Source organism: Mixta mediterraneensis, assembly GCF_030283135.1.
GTDB lineage: Bacteria > Pseudomonadota > Gammaproteobacteria > Enterobacterales > Enterobacteriaceae > Pantoea > Pantoea mediterraneensis.
Genome location: NZ_JASUAZ010000041.1, coordinates 1 through 17581, shown reverse-complemented (window position 1 = coordinate 17581; position 17581 = coordinate 1). Strand labels below are relative to the sequence as shown.

Genomic DNA, 17581 nt, shown 5'->3' with positions numbered 1-17581 from the left:
TTCCGATGAAAGTCATATTTGTAGGTGTTGGCGCGATTGGTTTACCGATGGCGTTGCAGATTCACAACGCCGGGCATGAGATCCTGGGTGTTGACGTAGCGGAAGTTTCGCGTCAGCGTGCGCAGGCACAGGGTATTGAAGCAGTAGAGCGTTTTTCGCTGACGCCTGACGCTGATGTGGTCGTGGTCATGGTGGCGACACCGCAACAGCTGGCTGCCCTGGTGGAAGAGGCGTTACCGAAAGTAGCAGGGCAGCGTTGGGTGATTATGTCAACGGTTGGGCCGGATGCCGTTATCGCCGCCGCGGCGCTGCTGTTAAAAGCTGGTGCCAGCGTGGTCGATGCGCCAGTTACCGGGGGCACCGCGCGTGCCAGCACCGGCGAGCTGGTAATTTTTGCTTCCGGCAGTGATGCCGCAATAGCTGAAGTTGCGCCCGTTCTCAATGCGATGGGGAAGGTGAAATTCGTTGGTCACAAGCCTGGCGAAGGACAAGGGATCAAAGTGATCAACCAGCATCTTTGCTCGGTGCATATCGTGGCGGCGGCGGAAGCATTAAATCTGGCGCAATCACTGGGACTGGATCCGGCACACGTGTTGCCTCTGGTGGAAGGCGGTGCCGCTGGTTCCTGGATGTTATCAGATCGTGGTCCACGCATGTTGCAGGGCAGCGATGTTGAGGTTTCCAGCGCAATTAATATTTTTGTGAAAGACAGCGGGTTAGTGGCAGATGCCGCCAGCGCGTGCCACGCAGACGTTCCGCTCTTACAGATCGCACACGCTCGTTATCTGGCAGCAGCAAACGCTGGGTTAGGGCAACGTGATGACAGCCGTGTAATCGAGACCTGGCAACAGGAATAGCGATGACACGTATTACCCGATAACAACTACATTCCGGGGTGAGATATAAATATGACATCTGAACCTGCAAATAATAGCGCCAGTCCGGTCAAAGTCTCTATCGCATCAATGATCGGCTCCGCAGTGGAAAGTTATGATTTTTTCATTTACGGCACTGCGGCGGCGGCCTGGTTTGGCAAGCTTTTCTTTCATACTGAAAAGCCCATTATTGGAATACTCGCCGCGTTCGCTACGCTGGCGGTAGGTTTTCTTATGCGACCGCTTGGCGGCTACCTCGCGGGTCATTTTGGCGACCGCTATGGCCGTAAAGCGGTACTGTTCTGGTCGCTGTTGGCGATGGGTCTGGCCACTGTATTGATCGGCGCACTCCCTACTTATGAACAGGCGGGTGTTTTGGCGCCCGTCCTGCTGATTTTATTACGGATGATTCAGGGCATTGGATTCGGTGCGGAATGGGGCGGAGCAGTGCTCATGGCATGCGAACATGCACCTGCGAAAAAGCGTGGTCTGTATGGCGCGGTGCCCCAGCTTGGTATTCCGTTAGGGCTTTTGTTGGCGAACGGCGCGTTTCTGCTCTCGGATGCCATTTTTGACGGTAACTGGGTATGGCGCGTGCCATTCCTGATCTCGTTCATAATGGTGGCGATTGGACTCTTTATCCGGATAAGTATTGCTGAATCCCCTGAGTTCGAACAAGCGAAACAGCAAAACAAGATCGTTAAACAACCTGCACTGGAAGTCATACGTAGCGACTGGCGTTTAATAATTAAAATAATAGGGCTGCGTCTGGCAGAAACCGGTGGTTACTATATCACGACCAGTTTTATGCTCTCTTAGGGGGCTGACGCTCAGTGGAACGAAAACTCACGTTAAGCAATGTTTTCTTCATCTGACGCCTCTTTTAATGGCCGTAAATGTCCTTTTGTCACCAGTTCTGCCAGTGTGAAGGAATAATGGCCGAGCATATTGATATGCCCGTGGCAAAGTGGTGAGAGTCGTGCAATATCTTCATCATTCAGGGCTTCCCCCTGTGCCCGGAGATGATCCAGGGCTGCCTGCATATAAATAGTGTTCCATAACACGACGGCGTTAGTGACCAACCCCAGTGCGCCCAGTTGATCTTCCTGACCGTCGGTATATCGCTTTCTTATCTCACCTTTCTGACCGTGACAAATAGCTCTGGCAACGGCATGGCGGCTTTCTCCCCGGTTTAGTTGGGTCAGAATGCGCCGACGATAATCTTCATCATCAATATAATTAAGCAGATACAGCGTTTTGTTGATGCGTCCCACTTCAATGATTGCCTGAGTCAGTCCGGAAGGGCGTTCACTCTTCAGTAACGTGCGAACCAGCACCGAAGCCTGCACCTTGCCCAACTTCAGGGAGCCTGCGGCCCGGATCATTTCGTCCCACTGAAGGACTATTTTTTTGGGATCTGACTGCCCTCTGGCAATATCATTCAGCACCCCATAATCAGCGTCATTGTCCATGCGCCAGAAAACCGAAGCACCGGCATCAGCCAGGCGCGGCGAAAACTGGTATCCCAACAGCCAGAAAAGACCAAAGACAAGATCGCTGGCCCCAGCGGTATCGGTCATAATTTCGGTAGGATTCAGCCCGGTTTCCTGTTCCAGAAGGCCTTCCAGCACAAAGATTGAGTCCCTCAGCGTCCCCGGTATAACAATGCCATGAAAGCCGGAATACTGATCGGACATAAAGTTGTACCAGGTGATCCCCCTGTTATGACCGAAGTATTTGCGGTTCGGTCCGGCATTGATTGTTCTGACCGGCGTAACAAAGCGCATTCCGTCTGCAGAGGCCACTTCGCCACCACCCCAGACCTGTGCCAGTGGCAGCGTTGCCTGAAAATCAACCAGCCTGGCATTCGCACTGGTGATTGTTTCAGCCCGCAGGTAGTTTGCTTTTGTCCAGTTCAGCCGGTGTCGGGTCAGGGCTGGAACATTTGACCGTATCAGGGGTTCCAGACCGATATTGCAGGCCTCGGCCATCAGTACGGCGCTGATGCTGATGGACAGATCGTCAACTCTGGCGCTGGCTTCGCTGGCGTGGAAAAACTCATCAGCAAATCCGGTATGGGCATTGATTTCGAGCAACAGCTCTGTCAAATCTACAGTCGGGAGCAGATCACTAACCTGTTTGCTCAGTCGTTTCAGACTGTCCGGTTCGTCAAGACTGGCGAGGGGAGAAATTGTCAGTCTGGGTTTTGGGCCGGAAATATCCAGTTCAACCGCCTTATTTTCGCCAAGGCGTGCGGCTACCTGCCTGTAACGGGTGTCCAGTTGAAGTCCCAGCGATTTTATTGCGTCCTGTGGATTCGTCGGGTGCCCCAGAGAACGATAAACTTTAATCCGGTTTGCCTGCCAGTCTGCGCCCTGTAGTAATTTTTCGCGGGGATCTCCCCACCGACTACTGCCGGTGACGTAGACATCCCGCCGCCTCAGGCTGTCCTGCAGTTTACTGAGAAAGCACAGCGTGTATCCCCTACGGGTGATATGTTTTTCCTTATTAACTACCAGTCGTTTCCATGGACGGCTAATGATTTCCGTTGGTGCATCATCAAAATACTGCCGCCGTGAGCTGAACTCGCGGCTGAGGTAATCGCAGGCATTCAGGGTGGTGCTCCCGGCGGGAGCTGCTGAAAATTTAACGCTATTCAGCAGACGGGGCAAGAAACGACGAACCCGCCCGTACTGTTCCACCATTTCATCATGAAAATTATCATCTGATGGCCGGGCTATTTCACGGACAAGCGCGATGATATCGGCTAGTTTTTGCCTCGGGATGTGGCTGAATACTTCGGCCCGGATTGATTCGTCCGGCGTTTCCTCTTTCAGCAGGTACGAACATGCGCCGGCAAGCGCCAGTGCTGATTTATCCAGATCCTTCAGCGATCGAAGCCGTTTTTTCTGCCCAATCTTTCTGGCGTCACGGATGATAACAGCCAGCATGGCATCCAGAACGTCCAGCGCATCATCCAACGCCAGCGTCTCCCATGCTAGGACAAAGGCAACCAGTATCGCTGTCCTTTTCTGCGGAGCCATCCTGGCGATATTGAACACCGAAGCCATTCCCGCATAACGAGCGAGATTTTTCAGACGTACAGCCGGGATCGCATTCAGGCTTTCATTATGAAGGCCAAAATCACTCAGCGTTTTCCAGCGATCAATTGCCTCATTAAACGCAGGGCCGCTGATGGTGACCGGGCCTTTCTTCAGTGATTCCAGCAAAGACAGGCGGCCGGAATCAGCGGGTCCCAGCAGCGTCTCCAGTTGTGAACGCTGCACGGCAGACGGAATCATTGCCAGCCTGTTCCACAGGCGCAGCGTTGCCTTTTCCCTTACCTCTGAAATCAGTCGGGTCAGCCTGGTCGCGCCGGGGAGAATAATCCTGTGCTGCATCAGCCACCCTGTCGCCAGGTCGAAAAGCAGGCCCGGACGCTCGTTGCTTATCCAGCTCCGGGTATATAAAAGACGGGTAAGACGAAAAGTCCAGGGCCAGGCAAATTCACGATAATCATAATGCTGACGTATTAGCGCGGCATGCTCACGACGGGTATTTTCTCTCTGGCCGTATTCTGCCAGCACGGTGATATCATGGATGGCGAGCTGTCTGGCGATAAAATGCCGGACGCCGGAAGGAATATGATTCATATCGGTGAGGAAGGTGCCCAGAAAACGCACGCACCCGATTTGCAGGGCAATACCAAGCCGATTGTGATCGCCCCGGCTTTTCCCGATAAATTCTTTATCCGCTTCATCAAGATGAAAATAGCGTGCCAGCTGAAGCTCATCCGGTTCGCCAGTGAACCGGCCATAGCTTTCAGTCTGCTCAGTGGTCAGAAAATCAACGGGCATATCGGCCTCCCTGCCTGACGGGCATTTAGTAACATTTTCGCAACCGTCCGAAATATTATAAATTGTCGGACGCCCAAAATCGGCTTCATTAATGTGTCCGTTAAATCGATTTTTTGTTATAACAGACACCATCTGTCTGATATTTGATTTAGGATACATTTTTATGCGACTTTTTGGTTATGCACGGGTATCAACCAGTCAGCAATCTCTCGATATTCAGGTTAAAGCTCTCAAAGAGTCGGGAGTGAAAGGCAACCGTATCTTTACCGACAAGGTATCTGGCAGTTCAACCGATCGGGAAGGGCTGGATTTGTTGCGGATGAAGGTAGAAGAAGGAGATGTCATTCTGGTGAAGAAACTTGACCGTCTCGGCCGCGATACCGCAGATATGATCCAGCTGATAAAAGAATTTGACGCCCAGGGTGTCGCTGTCCGGTTTATTGATGACGGGATCAGCACTGACGGGGAAATGGGAAAAATGGTGGTTACTATCCTGTCCGCCGTTGCACAGGCCGAGCGCTGCCGAATACTGGAACGCACCAATGAAGGCCGTCAGGAAGCCAGGCTGAAAGGTATCAAATTTGGCCGCAAACGTTCTGTGGACAGAAACACTGTGCTGGAGCTTCACCAGAAAGGCACTGGCGCAACGGAAATTGCTCGTCAGCTCAGTATTGCCCGTTCCACGGTTTATAAAATTATTGCTGAATAGCTTTATTATACGGATACAATCATTAAATATGAACTGGAGGTACAAATGAAAGGATACTTAATTATTTTATTTTTTATTACTGGCACTGCTAACGCTTCAGAAGCCATATCAAATAAGTACACAATAGATTCGGACAACCAGTTAATATTATCGAATGGAAATATTAAGGCTGTTGGCCATGTACACGCTGTAAGCGGGGATATGACTATTGATGCAGAAGAAGCTATTTATCATCGTGAAAACCCCAACGATACATATATAACTGCCACAGGGAATCCAATAAAATACAATGGGATAACAGAAGACGGTAAACCGTTCTCAGGAAATTCTAAAAAGCTTAAATATACTCCAGAAACAGGAGAGGTTATCCTAACAGATGAGGCTTTTGTTCAGCAGAATGGAAATACTCTATCGGCCGAAGTAATAACATACAACACCATTACGAAAAAAATGATAGCTTCTGCTGCACCTGGTAAAAGAGTAAGGAGTGTGATTTATCCTGACAAGGTATCACAGACGAAAAAATAATTATTCTTAGTCAGAATGCTGAATCTGACAAAAACCATTTACCCAAACAGTAAACTGTTAGGGTAAATGGTCAATGTTCCAACACGTAATGAAAGCTTAGCGTGAGTTTTCGTTCCACTGAGCGTCAGACCCCTTTTACTGGTGAATGGCACCGTGACCCGGCGCAGCCGGTTACAGTTCTGATAGTTTCTGCCAATCCATCCCTTCACCCTGCCAGACATAAACCCGCTGAAAGCGATACAGAAGCTTTTGTGCGCTGTCGGTGTGGTCACGACAAGGCGTAGCCGCAGTCGGGGCATATCTCCGCGTTAGCGGGCCGTGAGGGCCGCTTACGGGCGTGTTAATCCAGACCTTCCAGCGATACTTCTCAAAGCGACTTAGTTCTAGTTACAACATCCATCATTAAAAGCGACGTTGTTCCGGCCTTTGGCCGGGGCGGGGCCGATTTTCAGTGGTGGGCGCGGTGATGAGGTCACAGATCTGCACATTCTGGTTTTGCGGAAGTGTATTCTGAATGCTGTAACTAAATTCAGTTGCCTTACAGTGCCTGTCGCGTAGCGACGGGAGGTAACTTAGCTTTGATCGAACCGGCGCGGACGTAAGTCCGCTGCAAGGGCGGGCATTCTTTGAGGCTGTCCACAGGGCAGACGATGAACAGGTTATCTGTTTATATGAAAAACATAAAAGGTATTTAAAAGAAGTACTGAGCAGGTTTTTAAAGGGAACCACGCACTTTGAAATCAGTGCGGCTGGCGCTCTGCAAGCATAACGGCTGTAACCTTATGGAAATATCCCTTGCAGTTATTTGTGGGTAACTGAATTCATCGGGCAAAGATGGCGCCGGCGACAAAATTTCAGCACGGTTTTGCCGGAAAAGAGAGGGGAGCATGGATGGCCTCCATGCCCGTTCGCTCAGATAATAAGCAACGGTGAGTAACAGACGTGCAGGACCCTCCGGGGTCAGCCGGATTAATAAAAGGAGAGGGGGTCAGGTGGTGGCCGTTGCCAGCCGCGTATAGTTGTTGCCACGGGACATCAGCATACGCTCTTTTACACGCCTTGCCTGTTCCCGACGCACGGCGTCCAGGTTGCCGGTAAAGCGGCCCTCGGCAATTTCACGCGTCAGTTGCCGCTTCACGATAGTTTCAATATCGCGGCGGTTACGGTCAGCATCACGGCGGGCGCGGGCGCGCTTCAGCCCGTGCGATTTGCGTTCGGACTGGTAGCTCCGGAACCGCTCACGCACGAACCGCCAGGCTTTGGCTATCAGTTCGTCCATGTCCAGCCGGGGGAGACGTTGTTTTTCACGCTGCTGGTTTTCCCACTCCACGCGACTGCGCCTCGCGGCCACAACGGCCACGTCAGAAACATCCAGAGCGGAGAACAGGGCTGGCGTGAAGGTGATATCGGTCGGGATGTTGCACCCAATCTGCGGGTCATACTCGGTCTGGTAGGTAATCAGCCCCAGCTCCGCCATAAACTTCAGCGCCCGCGTGGCGCGGGTGATGGACAGATTGCCGCTTTTCGATTCTGTGGCCAGCCCGCACTCGATGGCCAGATTGGTGATGGAACGCTGGACGCGGTTAGCCAGTGGATCATAGTGGAAGCACAGCCCCTGAAGCAGCGCATCGATGGCGCGGCGGCGCAACAACGGCGGCATACGGTGACGCACACCCAGCGAACGCGCAAAAGCGACATGCATGGAAAAATCAAAACGGGACGTGAAGCCTTCGGCTTTTGCCATCAGCTTACGGCAGAACGGCAGCGTCTTTTTCCCTTCACGCGGGGTGAATTCCGGATTCGGGTTCTTGACCTGTCGGTAATGAGAGAACAGGGTCTGAGCGTCAGTCACACCTTCCTGCGCTTATGTTGCACGGAAGGAGTAATGCGCACAGAAGGTATTGCAGTTTTCTGGGCATGAAACTATACTCCCCGTACAGAGCAACAGCTTCTGTACAGTTTAGTTAGGCCCCGGTAACCTTCTCGCCTCGCCAAAGATGAGGAAGTTTATCGGGGTTTTTGCTTTTCAGATTCAGGGAAACGTATCTAAGAACCTGATCCCTGCCACCTTACGGCGTGGCCAGCCAGAAATTATCTAATCGATCAGTAATCTAGCACCCAATGAGATAACTATCAAGAATGTGAAGACTTCACATCCAGAACCCCTCGTTCACTAAGTTCACGCTCAAGTAAGATCTCGATAAACTGTGCTTGCGTAAGCCCTTCCTCTTCACAAATCGCAACCATCCGATCTTTAAGAGGATTTTTAACAAAGACTTTAACTTCTTTGTGCGTTTCTCGTTTACGCGCAATCGCAGCAAGTTGTCTTTCGCTTGCCGACATCGGTTTACCTTTTCGGTAAGAACGCTTTGAATTCGTTGAGGAAGTTACTGCATTTGCTGCTTGCGACATCTCTGCCTCCTCAAGGATCTAAAAAGGATCATCTCGCAGAGAATACTACAGAACAGAGAAATCAGCGACTTAACTTTTATCGAAAGGTGATCTGTGTTGGCGCACGGATCACCCCTTCCAGTGAAAGGCCATCTGTACGCCGTTATCAGTAGGTCGATTGCCAGTCTGTCCCCATTTCCCAGCGGGACTGCCAGTGGGCCAGATACTGACTGGCGATGGCGGGCATAAAGCGCATCACCACCACGTTCTCCGAATTTTTTCTCGCTCCCGCCCGGCTGAAGTTATAGCTACCTGACTCAACCGTATGATTATCAACAATTAAAATCTTATCATGCTGAATAGGGAAGCGGCTGTTAGTCCTCAGCGGAATACCGGCATTCACAATCAGATTCATTGCCGCCATGCTGGCCCTGTTGCGGTTGCCTTTCTCGTCGATAACGATTTTTATATCCACGCCCCGCTGATGCGCGGCAATAAGCGCTTTCATCACGTCCGGATCGGTGAAGGAATAGGCCATCATCCGGATTCTCTGCTGTGCGGAACCGATGGTGTTCAGCACCAGAAGGCGACCAGTCCCTTCAGGAGAAAAACCCACCTGAATATCCGGAGCCGTCGATATCCCCGCGTCGGCGGGGAAGGGCAGAGAAGACAGCAGGGGAGGACAAAGAAAGCTGGCCCTGACCAGTTTTCCGCATGAAAATAGCATCATCATGATTCCTTTGGATTTTTAACAGAAACGCCGGGGGCGGGTAAAACTTGCTTTTACCCGTTCCCGGGGTTGACCAACTGAGCGCAGCGAAGGCGGTAGCCCTGCTCCCGACCGGGGATGCAATATGCTATCCTTCCGCGCGACGAAAAAAATGGAGTGGTACTGGTTGACTGTCTTTTATCAGAAACGCCCGACCGAAGAACTGATGCATCTGGCATGGTGCCTGCTGGTAGCGATAAAACTGTCGCAAAAACAGGGCAAAATTCGCACAGATTTGCAGATACACATGTTCATCATGCAGTGGCTGTCTGCCGCGCAAAAACGTAAGCTGTTCCCCCGCTCGGTCGCACAGGACATTCTCTGGCTTCTTGACCAGGGGAAACGCTACGGTTTTGGTGCCAGGCTGCACCGCAAGGTGGAGTACATCTGGCGTTCCAGTACGGGCGAACTGGCGAAACAAAGCGTGTTATTCCGCTTCACGTATTTTATTGAAACGCTGAAAACAATGGGCTGGCTGGACTTTCTGCTGTCACAGCAGGAATGGCGTAGTTATCACAGGGAATCAGCAACGGCCAGCGCGGTGTATACCCCGAAAGCAGAACTCCATCCTGCATTCAGTGACGGTGGCGAACTGATTAAACCACTGGAGATCCGCTTCACCGGTGATATTTCAGGCGTATTTCCGTTACTTGAGCAATGCCATTTAAAAAGCGAACAGCGGCCTGATGAGGAAGGCTTTTCCGTTATCCGGCTGCTGCCGGAAAAGGCATAGCAACCGGCTTGACATCCTCCACGCCCTGAAGGACGTGGATTCCTGCTACGTTCAGGCTGTCGCCTGAATCATTTCAGTGGGTTCCTGCTTCAACGGGCGGCCTGACTGCACCATCCCTCCACAGGCAAGCACGGCGTGTCCCGCCGCTAAGATGTTACGAGCGCCGTTTACATCGGCGTTCGCTGTATATCCACACGCCAGACACCTGAATTTACTTTGTGACAGGCGGTTTTCTTTCGCCGTATGACCACAGCAGGCGCAACGCTGACTGGTATATGCCGGAGGTATCGCCAGAACCTGACCTCCGCGCCAGAGCTGTTTGTACTCAAGCTGACGGCGCATTTCGTACCAGCCCTGATCCAGTATCGAACGATTCAGCCCTGATTTCGCCCGGACGTTGCGTCCTGGCTGGCTGACAGCACCCGCTGACGACTTTGACATGTTTTTCACCTGCAAATCTTCAATGACGATCATGGCGTGGTTTTTGCTGATGGTCGTTGTGACTTTGTGAAGGTAGTCCCTGCGGATGTTTGCGATACACGAATGTAGTCGCTGTATTTTGCGTTTCTGCTTCTGCCAGTTGTTGCTGAATTTAACCTTGCGGCTTAACTGGCGCTGAAGTGCAGCCAGTTTTTTCTTATTTTTCTGGAAACTGTTTACAGGTTCAAAGACGGTGCCATCTGACAGCGTGGCGAGTTTAGCTACGCCAGCATCCAGACCGGCCATTGATGTTGAAGGGTGAACGGGATCAGGTACCTCGAATTCTGTCTGAATGCTGATGTACCACTTACCGCAGGACTGGATGACAGTGACGTTTTTTACAATACCCGAGACCTGACGACTGTTGCGGTAGCGTAACCAGCCAAGTTTCGGCAGAAAAATGCGGCTGTTCTCTTGGTCGAGCTTGATTTGCTTCGGGTCGGGGTAGCGGAAGCTGTCGCCTTGCCCCTTTTTCTTGAAGCGAGGAAAGTCGGCACGTCTGGCGAAGAAGTTGGTGTAGGCCCGTTCTAAATCCTTAAGGGTCTGTTGCAGAGGATGAACTGGCGCATCGCCCAGCCACTCCGTTTCCGCGCTGTTTCGCCACCCGGTGAGCAGCCTACACATCCCTGCGTAGCCGAGTTTCTTCTCGCCGCGCTCGTGACGCTCTTTCTGCAAGGCCAGTGCCCTGTTGAACACGAATCGACACGAACCAGCGAAACGGCGCATCTGTCGTTCCTGTTGGTCGTCTGTACGGAGTTCGTATTTGAAGGCTTGAAGTCGTTGCATGGCTCAATCATACTCTTGGTCTATGAGTCAGTCCTCGAAAGATTTTTCTTTCACGATGTCCCGCTCGATCTGCTTCAGATGAAGCGACTGATCGGGCTGACTCTCTGCTTCCGGCTCTTTCTCCGGCGATTTTTCACCCAGCGCCGCCGCAATATCCCGTCCGGTAAGCGGGTATTCCTCCTCTTTCAGCTTACCGGCCAGCAGCCCGGTATGGATATCATCCTCCGGCTCGCTGATGGCGGCGAGTACATCTTCCGGACGAATATCCTTATCACCTTTACCCTGTTTTTCCAGGGCTTCGCGGGCAAGCCGTTCAGCCTCCTGTTCAGCGTTCTCCTTCGGTTCAGGAATGAAGGGCAGGGGGTCTTCCGGTTTCCCGGTCACATTGCGGGCAAACTGCGCGGTCACGCTGTCGTCGATAACCTGATCAGCGCCGGTGATACGGCTGATAGTGTCATAGGTATCAGGCTGTTCCAGCAACCTGATACCTCTACAATCAAATATTTTTTTCCTCTCCGGTTAATGCTGATATTATTTCATTTTTTGCCTGCTCCTGTTCCGCTGGACAATAAGCAAAATCAAACCAGTTTTTCACATTACTGATAACCTCCTCGTTATTGCACCCACAACATTCAAACCAGAATTTCACATTGCGTTTCAGGGAATCCACTGCGCTAAGTTCTCTTTCCATTGTTCTTCCGTTCTCTCCGATAGATGGAGGGGCATCCCCCTCCCTTTAGTTTCAATAATAAGAAGTAAAGCGGTGTTTTTTTCCTGGTGCTGCTTTATAAGCAGTTTCAAAATCTTCGATTTTAATCGCTAGCTCATCGCCACAATCTTTAATCTGGCGCTTAAAACATTCACCTGTAAAATCATTTAAAACAGGTGTTTTAAAGCCGACCATTGAATCTGTATATTCTGAATTAGCGCGGATTTCACGAACAGTGACAGTTTTCTTTCCATGTACAGAAAGAACCTGGTAGAAAGTAACATTGGTTTGCTCATAGCCCCATGATGACACAAATACATCACCGACAGAGACAGTATCATTTTTAAAAGTTAATACGTTCATTAAAAGCTCCCGCCCAATTTGGGCTTTGGAAGAAAGAGAAACCATTTCCCTTTCAATAATTATATTATACCTGCATTTGCAGGTATGACAATTATTTTTTCACTATCTTATATTCTGGATGTTGATTCGCTAACAGCAGTAAATACTCGTATTCTCCAATAGATAAAGAACGACTTGCTTTACCTGCACTTTCTTTCATTTGCCATGAATTTAACTGATAACCAAAAGTATCAGCGGCTTCTTTTAAAGAAAGACCAGCAGCAATGCGAGCGGTTTTAACCTGTTCTGGCGTTGGTTTACTCTTCATTATTTACACCTTTCAGAAAATCCAGTAAACGCGCTTTCAAAACCTCGCCATCGAGAGCAAAAGCTTGGTCTCTGGTTAGGTTTTCATCAAATACAACTTCTCGTTTCGTTTTACCTGTTGTATGTTTATTCCTTGTCTTTACGTATTTGACCACCTGTAACAGTTCATTGTTAATTACCGTTATAGTATATGAATAGTTACCCTTGTTCACTTTCACAACATTGTCAGTCATGACAGTAATTTCCTAAATTTAAAAATGACAATAGCGCACAAGGCGCTATTAATAAATTTAACACTTTTAATATGTCATACATTTATTCATTCCCTCTCAACCCCGGAACCTGGTAAATCTCTGCTGTACGTTCCTGGTTCCCCTGGTCAAAATGCACATCTTCACAAGTACCTTCCTGAGCCTCACATTCCTGTTGATAAGCTTCTTCCTTCGCTAAGCGATGCGCCCATCCTTCAGGTTCTAAACCACATTGCATGTTTCCGCCATTTTCATTGCAATATTTAACCGTTTCGTTAACGTCACAAAGAGTTATATATGCGCCATGTTTCTTAAAAACATCTAATACTAGCTCTGCATTAATGATTTTGTTCGCCATTTTTCCCCTTAGACTCTATAATTTATTTTATTATCGCCCCTTTCGGGGCGACTCCTTCACTTATCAAAGGTATGTATATAGTCCGGTTGTTTCGGTGAAGATATCCTGAAGTTGGTCACAATAAATCATCGTATATGATGCAATGCTTTTTAATGATGTACCTCTGGATTTAAAAAATTCCACATTGTAGGTATCTGATGGATCTAGTTCAATTTTAACAAGGTTAATACCCTTACAAGCGAAATTCGATGGAAGTTTAAAAATGAGTCCACCATTTTCAAGCCAAACAAAATTTTTGGCTCCAGTCATTGCAATAAATTTATTTCCACCTAATTGATTCAAAATTTCTACAGCGATTTCTTTACTCATCTGGAACTCCCGCCCAATTTGGGCTTTGGAAGAAAGAGAAACCATTTCCCTTTCGATGATTAAATTATACCTGCATTTGCAGGTATAGCAAGAATTTTTATTGCCCTAAAATATAAAGATATAAATGTATTTACATTACTGCTTTTGAAAAGAGGCGCGAACAGTGGTTACGTTCTGCCTGGTAGCTGCATCGCGCCGGGGACGTTCGCCAGTCATGGCGAACTAACCAGGCAGATTTAAGCGCTCCCCCTTCCCCGCCCTGCAAAGCCCATTACAGCACTTACAACGCACAATTAGCCTTTCGCAGTTAGCGCGTGAGCTTGCGAACGGTACGCCGTGACGGTGCGTAGCATCGGCGCGGGGCGCTGTATCTGCGCGTTTGAGCGGCTGAAGCCGCGAATTACGGGGCGGGTAACTGAAACGGTCAGTGACAAAATCCCCCCCGCTTATGGGGGGAACTTGAGAAATTAGTGGCTGGATTTGCTGAGAGTAAACTGTAACCCGGCCACTGCTGCAAGTTGTGCCAGTGTTGTGATGGTCGGGTTCCCGTTCGGGGACAATGCACGGTAGATACTCTGACGGGCAAGTCCAGATTTTTTAGCGGCTTCGGAAATCCCCCCTCGCGCCTCGATTACCTGACGTAACGCAACAAGAAAACCGCCTAAGCCACCAGACTCGTTAATTTCTTCCAGGGCATTAGCAAGATAAGCGTTTGCATAATCAGGATCAGCGCGTAGTTCTTCAATCATGGCGGCGTTGTGATCAACTGCTGCCGGATAATCATTTTTGCTAATCAGCGACTTCACATTTTTGGTGGCTGTCATTTTTTTGACCTCTTTTTAAAATCTTGCAGATAACTAACGGCTTTATCTAAATCGGCTGTTTGCGTTTTTTTGTTCCCGCCAATTAGCAGGAGAATTATTTCTCCATCTTCGATTGAATAATAAACCCTGTAGCCGGGACCATAATCAACTCGTAATTCCCAGACACCATCCCTTTCGAATTTATGATCTCCAAAATTACCGCCCATAGCGCGGGCAATTCTGGAATCCACTTTTAACGCAGCGGTCTGATCTTTACGTCTTAATTTTTTCATCCAGTCGGTGTATGGAACCTCACCGTTTTCTGTCTGGTATCGTTTCGCCGTGTAAGGCATCTTGCCGCCCTCGCTCCCTTAACCTGTGCACATTGTCTCTTATAAGTGACAGACGGTCAATATAAACCGTCTCTTATAAGTGACAATTTATATTGTGGCTGTGTGCCTTCCCCGAACCATCGGAAACAAGTACTGTATAAGTATACTTTAACAGCACTGGCAGCTATGACGCTGAGAGAGGCCAGTGTTCAAAATCGCTGCACTGGACATGTATTCTCAATATGCCGTTTTGTCCCGGCTAACGATGGGGCTTTCAGCGCTGAAGGATAGGGGAAAGGCCAGCCGTTATATACTACATGTTGTGTTCCAATCAGATGCGACCAATACCACATATTGATTATCCACAGAAACGGGGGATAAAAACGGGAGAGGACTGTATAACTGGACAGAATGGGCTGAACGTCCAGGGGGTAAAAAAAAGCCGCAGAGCGGCTCTCTTTGATGAAACCGACATCGTTATGTGTATTAGTCGCGACTTGATCTGACACTGGACCTTGCAAGGCTGAGAGTTACCGGTTTTGATATGGGTGTCCAATCCTTAAACAAAACGCGAGGTAACTCTCATGATTCATACTAACAATCCCATCATCAAACACAAAGCCGGGCTGCTCAATCTGGCCGAAGAACTCGGTAACGTTTCAAAAGCCTGTAAAATCATGGGCGTTTCACGCGATACCTTTTATCGCTATCAGGAACTGGCGGCAGAAGGCGGGATCGATGCGCTGGTTAACCAAAACCGCCGGGTTCCCAATCTCAAGAATCGTGCCGATGAGGCCACTGAACGCGCGGTTGTTGAATATGCCGTTGAGTTCCCGGCTCATGGTCAGCACCGGACCAGTAATGAGCTGCGTAAAAAAGGCGTATTCATCTCCGGCAGCGGCGTTCGCTCCATCTGGCAATGGCACGACCTGGAGAACTTCCGTAAGCGTCTGAAGGCCCTTGAAAAAAAAGTCGCCAGAGAAGGCATCGTGCTGACCGACGCTCAAATCGCGGCTCTGGAGAAAAAAGCGCACGATGACGAGGCCAGCGGTGAAATCGAGACGGCACATCCGGGGTATCTGGGTTCACAGGACACCTTCTACGTGGGTAATCAGAAAGGCGTGGGCCGTATCTACCAGCAGACGTTCATGGATACGTACTCGAAAGTGGCACACTGCAAGCTGTATACAAGTAAAACGCCAATCACCGCTGCCGACCTGCTCAATGATCGTGTACTGCCGTTCTACGAAGCTCAGGGACTGCCAATGCTGAGAATACTGACCGACAGGGGTACGGAGTACTGCGGGAAAGTGGAGCAGCATGATTACCAGCTGTATCTGGCGATCAACGATATTGACCATACGAAAACGAAAGCGATGTCTCCGCAGACAAACGGGATCTGCGAGCGCTTCCATAAAACTATTTTGCAGGATTTTTATCAGGTTACGTTCCGTAAGAAGTTATACGGGGATCTGGAAAGCCTGCAGGCGGATCTGGACAACTGGCTGTGGCATTCCAATAATGAGCGAACTCATCAGGGGAAAATGTGCTGCGGGCGTACGCCAATGGCCACATTACTTGATGGAAAACGGGTCTGGGCAGAAAAAAATCTGAACCAGATTTAATCTGACAGACACCTGTATAAATAACCGGTAACTGTCAGATCAGGTCTGAGCTAGTACACGTTATGCCATGAACACCTGTGGCCCTTTAGCATCGATGATGTTAATGATCCGCAGAGCAGCCTTATTTGGTTTGCTTTCGTTTCGCTCCCACTTGGAGACACTTTCTACGGACATGCCGGTTGTTATAGCCAATGCGGCTTGCGACATGTTGTAGCGGGTGCGGACTTGCTTTATCTGGCTGCCGGTCATGACCCGGATCGCCGGGATATTACGGACTGCGACCGCTGCATCAATTGCAGCTACGGTTTCATCTTTTACCACGCCTAGTTTGTTATAGCGTCCAGCCATACCTTGAATGCGTTTCAGACGTTCAGTCATCACAATTTACCTCGACCAGTTCTTTATCAGACAGTAGCTTATTTATAGTTGCCGGACTCATTGAGATAAAATCTTTTGCGATATTGCAGTAAACATCAATTTCATCATCTTCAAGCTCCTTTCCTTTCTTTTTTGAAAGTCCACTTTTCAGGTACATATCAAAGAAGAAGACGTTGTCACCATCATTGAAAAAAACGATTGACCGTGCTCCTACTCCGGGCAAGCCGAGCCGCTTTTTAAAGGTGAATTTTCCAAGTGGATCACCAGGCAGACCAGAAAAAATAGCCTTAGCAGCTTTGCGCAACATGGCATTGCTGATGCGGACTTTCTGGCGTTCTGTCTCAAATTCAGGTGTTAAATAAATTCCCGTGACACTCAGTGCATCCATGATTCCGTAACCATTACTATAGTCTTAGTTACGTGTTGATGCAAGTTGAATGGTATACAAACCCTGGTGAACCCCTCCTAAATAATGATTTTTAGAGCAAAAATTTAAGCCGAGTGTGTCCGGTTCCTGATTTAGCAATGGCTCTCTTCCGCTTCCTCGCTCACTAACTCGCTACGCTCGGTCGTTCGGCTGCGGCGAGCGGTGTATGCTCTATCGGAATGAGCATCATATATACCCGATGTAATTATTGTAGTGGCATAGTGAATTTGGCCACCTGAACAGAGGTGATATGCTCACCTCAGAACATTACAGGTGCCCCAATGAAAAGAAGAATTTTCAGCGCAGAGCTCAAACGTGAATCCGCTCAACTGGTTCCTGACCAAAACTATACGGTTGCAGATGCTGCCAGCGCTATGAATGCTGGTCTGTCCACAATGACGCGATGGGTGAAGCAGTTGCGTGATGAGCGGCAGGGTAAAACACCAATAGCTTCCCCCATTACCCCGGAACAGATCGAAATACGCGAGCTGAAGAAAAAGCTACAACGCATTGAAATGGAAAACGAAATATT

Annotated in this window: 24 protein-coding genes; 7 read left to right on the top strand and 17 right to left on the bottom strand. The window is 49.4% G+C overall.

Translation table 11 applies throughout. From position 1 onward, the window contains the following. The first annotated feature begins 5 nt into the window (after positions 1-5). Together QRY16_RS17715 and QRY16_RS17710 are read left to right on the top strand one after the other, a co-directional pair. Positions 6-857, top strand: a complete 852-nt coding sequence (locus tag QRY16_RS17715) for an NAD(P)-dependent oxidoreductase (RefSeq protein WP_289777530.1) — start codon at positions 6-8, stop codon at positions 855-857. A gap of 51 nt (positions 858-908) precedes the next feature. Next, positions 909-1694: an MFS transporter gene (locus QRY16_RS17710; RefSeq protein ID WP_289777529.1), complete on the top strand. Its 786-nt coding sequence runs from the start codon at positions 909-911 to the stop codon at positions 1692-1694. 32 nt (positions 1695-1726) lie between these two features. Here QRY16_RS17710 and QRY16_RS17705 read toward each other — a convergent pair whose 3' ends face one another. Further along, positions 1727-4732, bottom strand: coding sequence for a Tn3 family transposase (locus QRY16_RS17705; RefSeq protein ID WP_289777528.1), 3006 nt, complete (start codon positions 4730-4732; stop codon positions 1727-1729). A 163-nt stretch (positions 4733-4895) separates the two neighbouring features. On the opposite strand from QRY16_RS17705, the gene QRY16_RS17700 reads away from it, so the two are divergent. Continuing rightward, positions 4896-5441, top strand: a complete 546-nt coding sequence (locus tag QRY16_RS17700; RefSeq protein ID WP_289777527.1) for a recombinase family protein — start codon at positions 4896-4898, stop codon at positions 5439-5441. A 45-nt stretch (positions 5442-5486) separates the two neighbouring features. Then, a complete protein-coding gene (gene lptA / locus QRY16_RS17695; RefSeq protein ID WP_061279138.1) occupies positions 5487-5969 on the top strand; it encodes a lipopolysaccharide transport periplasmic protein LptA in 483 nt (160 codons plus the stop codon). A 988-nt stretch (positions 5970-6957) separates the two neighbouring features. On the opposite strand, the gene repA is transcribed toward lptA, so the two are convergent. The 4 genes from repA to QRY16_RS17675 form a co-directional block, all read right to left on the bottom strand. After that, positions 6958-7821, bottom strand: coding sequence for an incFII family plasmid replication initiator RepA (gene repA / locus QRY16_RS17690; protein ID WP_191928390.1), 864 nt, complete (start codon positions 7819-7821; stop codon positions 6958-6960). Further along, positions 7814-7888: a RepA leader peptide Tap gene (tap, locus tag QRY16_RS17685; RefSeq protein WP_191928398.1), complete on the bottom strand. Its 75-nt coding sequence runs from the start codon at positions 7886-7888 to the stop codon at positions 7814-7816. The genes repA and tap overlap by 8 nt, the downstream gene beginning before the upstream one ends. Positions 7889-8102: 214 nt before the next feature. Next, positions 8103-8381 carry a replication regulatory protein RepA gene (locus QRY16_RS17680; protein WP_191928391.1) on the bottom strand — a complete coding sequence of 93 codons (279 nt, stop codon included), beginning with the start codon at positions 8379-8381 and terminating at the stop codon, positions 8103-8105. Between the two features lie 145 nt (positions 8382-8526). Next, positions 8527-9087, bottom strand: coding sequence for a phospholipase D family nuclease (locus tag QRY16_RS17675; RefSeq protein WP_289777547.1), 561 nt, complete (start codon positions 9085-9087; stop codon positions 8527-8529). A gap of 127 nt (positions 9088-9214) precedes the next feature. On the opposite strand from QRY16_RS17675, the gene QRY16_RS17670 reads away from it, so the two are divergent. Next, entirely contained in the window at positions 9215-9862 is a 648-nt protein-coding gene (locus QRY16_RS17670) for a DUF2913 family protein (protein WP_289777526.1), read from the top strand. A gap of 51 nt (positions 9863-9913) precedes the next feature. On the opposite strand, the gene QRY16_RS17665 is transcribed toward QRY16_RS17670, so the two are convergent. From QRY16_RS17665 to QRY16_RS17620, 10 genes are all read right to left on the bottom strand, one after another. Then, a complete protein-coding gene (locus QRY16_RS17665; RefSeq protein ID WP_289777525.1) occupies positions 9914-11128 on the bottom strand; it encodes an RNA-guided endonuclease InsQ/TnpB family protein in 1215 nt (404 codons plus the stop codon). A 27-nt stretch (positions 11129-11155) separates the two neighbouring features. Beyond that, positions 11156-11608 (bottom strand): hypothetical protein, encoded by a 453-nt coding sequence (locus QRY16_RS17660; RefSeq protein ID WP_289777524.1) that lies wholly within the window; start codon positions 11606-11608, stop codon positions 11156-11158. 16 nt (positions 11609-11624) lie between these two features. Further along, on the bottom strand, positions 11625-11819 hold the full coding sequence (locus QRY16_RS17655) for a hypothetical protein (RefSeq protein WP_289777523.1): 195 nt from the start codon (positions 11817-11819) through the stop codon (positions 11625-11627). A gap of 51 nt (positions 11820-11870) precedes the next feature. Then, the gene (locus QRY16_RS17650) at positions 11871-12200 is read right to left on the bottom strand and encodes a hypothetical protein (RefSeq protein ID WP_289777522.1); all 330 of its coding nucleotides are present in this window, start codon (positions 12198-12200) and stop codon (positions 11871-11873) included. A gap of 91 nt (positions 12201-12291) precedes the next feature. Continuing rightward, positions 12292-12507 carry a hypothetical protein gene (locus QRY16_RS17645; protein WP_233480989.1) on the bottom strand — a complete coding sequence of 72 codons (216 nt, stop codon included), beginning with the start codon at positions 12505-12507 and terminating at the stop codon, positions 12292-12294. Further along, positions 12497-12739 (bottom strand): hypothetical protein, encoded by a 243-nt coding sequence (locus QRY16_RS17640; protein WP_289777521.1) that lies wholly within the window; start codon positions 12737-12739, stop codon positions 12497-12499. Before QRY16_RS17640 ends, QRY16_RS17645 begins: the two co-directional genes overlap by 11 nt. A gap of 82 nt (positions 12740-12821) precedes the next feature. Continuing rightward, positions 12822-13115 carry a hypothetical protein gene (locus QRY16_RS17635; protein WP_289777520.1) on the bottom strand — a complete coding sequence of 98 codons (294 nt, stop codon included), beginning with the start codon at positions 13113-13115 and terminating at the stop codon, positions 12822-12824. Positions 13116-13178: 63 nt separating this feature from the next. Beyond that, positions 13179-13484 carry a hypothetical protein gene (locus QRY16_RS17630; RefSeq protein ID WP_289777519.1) on the bottom strand — a complete coding sequence of 102 codons (306 nt, stop codon included), beginning with the start codon at positions 13482-13484 and terminating at the stop codon, positions 13179-13181. Positions 13485-13951: 467 nt separating this feature from the next. Then, positions 13952-14308 (bottom strand): helix-turn-helix domain-containing transcriptional regulator, encoded by a 357-nt coding sequence (locus QRY16_RS17625; RefSeq protein WP_006122339.1) that lies wholly within the window; start codon positions 14306-14308, stop codon positions 13952-13954. Next, entirely contained in the window at positions 14305-14640 is a 336-nt protein-coding gene (locus QRY16_RS17620) for a type II toxin-antitoxin system RelE/ParE family toxin (RefSeq protein WP_001147119.1), read from the bottom strand. The genes QRY16_RS17625 and QRY16_RS17620 overlap by 4 nt, the downstream gene beginning before the upstream one ends. Positions 14641-15203: 563 nt before the next feature. On the opposite strand from QRY16_RS17620, the gene QRY16_RS17615 reads away from it, so the two are divergent. Then, a complete protein-coding gene (locus QRY16_RS17615) occupies positions 15204-16244 on the top strand; it encodes an IS481 family transposase (RefSeq protein ID WP_289777518.1) in 1041 nt (346 codons plus the stop codon). A gap of 60 nt (positions 16245-16304) precedes the next feature. Here the strand turns inward: QRY16_RS17615 and QRY16_RS17610 are convergent, their stop codons facing one another. Both QRY16_RS17610 and QRY16_RS17605 read right to left on the bottom strand, forming a co-directional pair. Continuing rightward, positions 16305-16622: a helix-turn-helix domain-containing protein gene (locus tag QRY16_RS17610; RefSeq protein WP_193406597.1), complete on the bottom strand. Its 318-nt coding sequence runs from the start codon at positions 16620-16622 to the stop codon at positions 16305-16307. Then, positions 16615-17010, bottom strand: coding sequence for a type II toxin-antitoxin system RelE/ParE family toxin (locus tag QRY16_RS17605; protein ID WP_289777517.1), 396 nt, complete (start codon positions 17008-17010; stop codon positions 16615-16617). Before QRY16_RS17605 ends, QRY16_RS17610 begins: the two co-directional genes overlap by 8 nt. Positions 17011-17330: 320 nt before the next feature. Here QRY16_RS17605 and QRY16_RS17600 point away from each other — a divergent pair. Beyond that, positions 17331-17581 (top strand): transposase (locus QRY16_RS17600; RefSeq protein ID WP_289777516.1); only part of this gene is annotated, 251 nt, incomplete at its 3' end.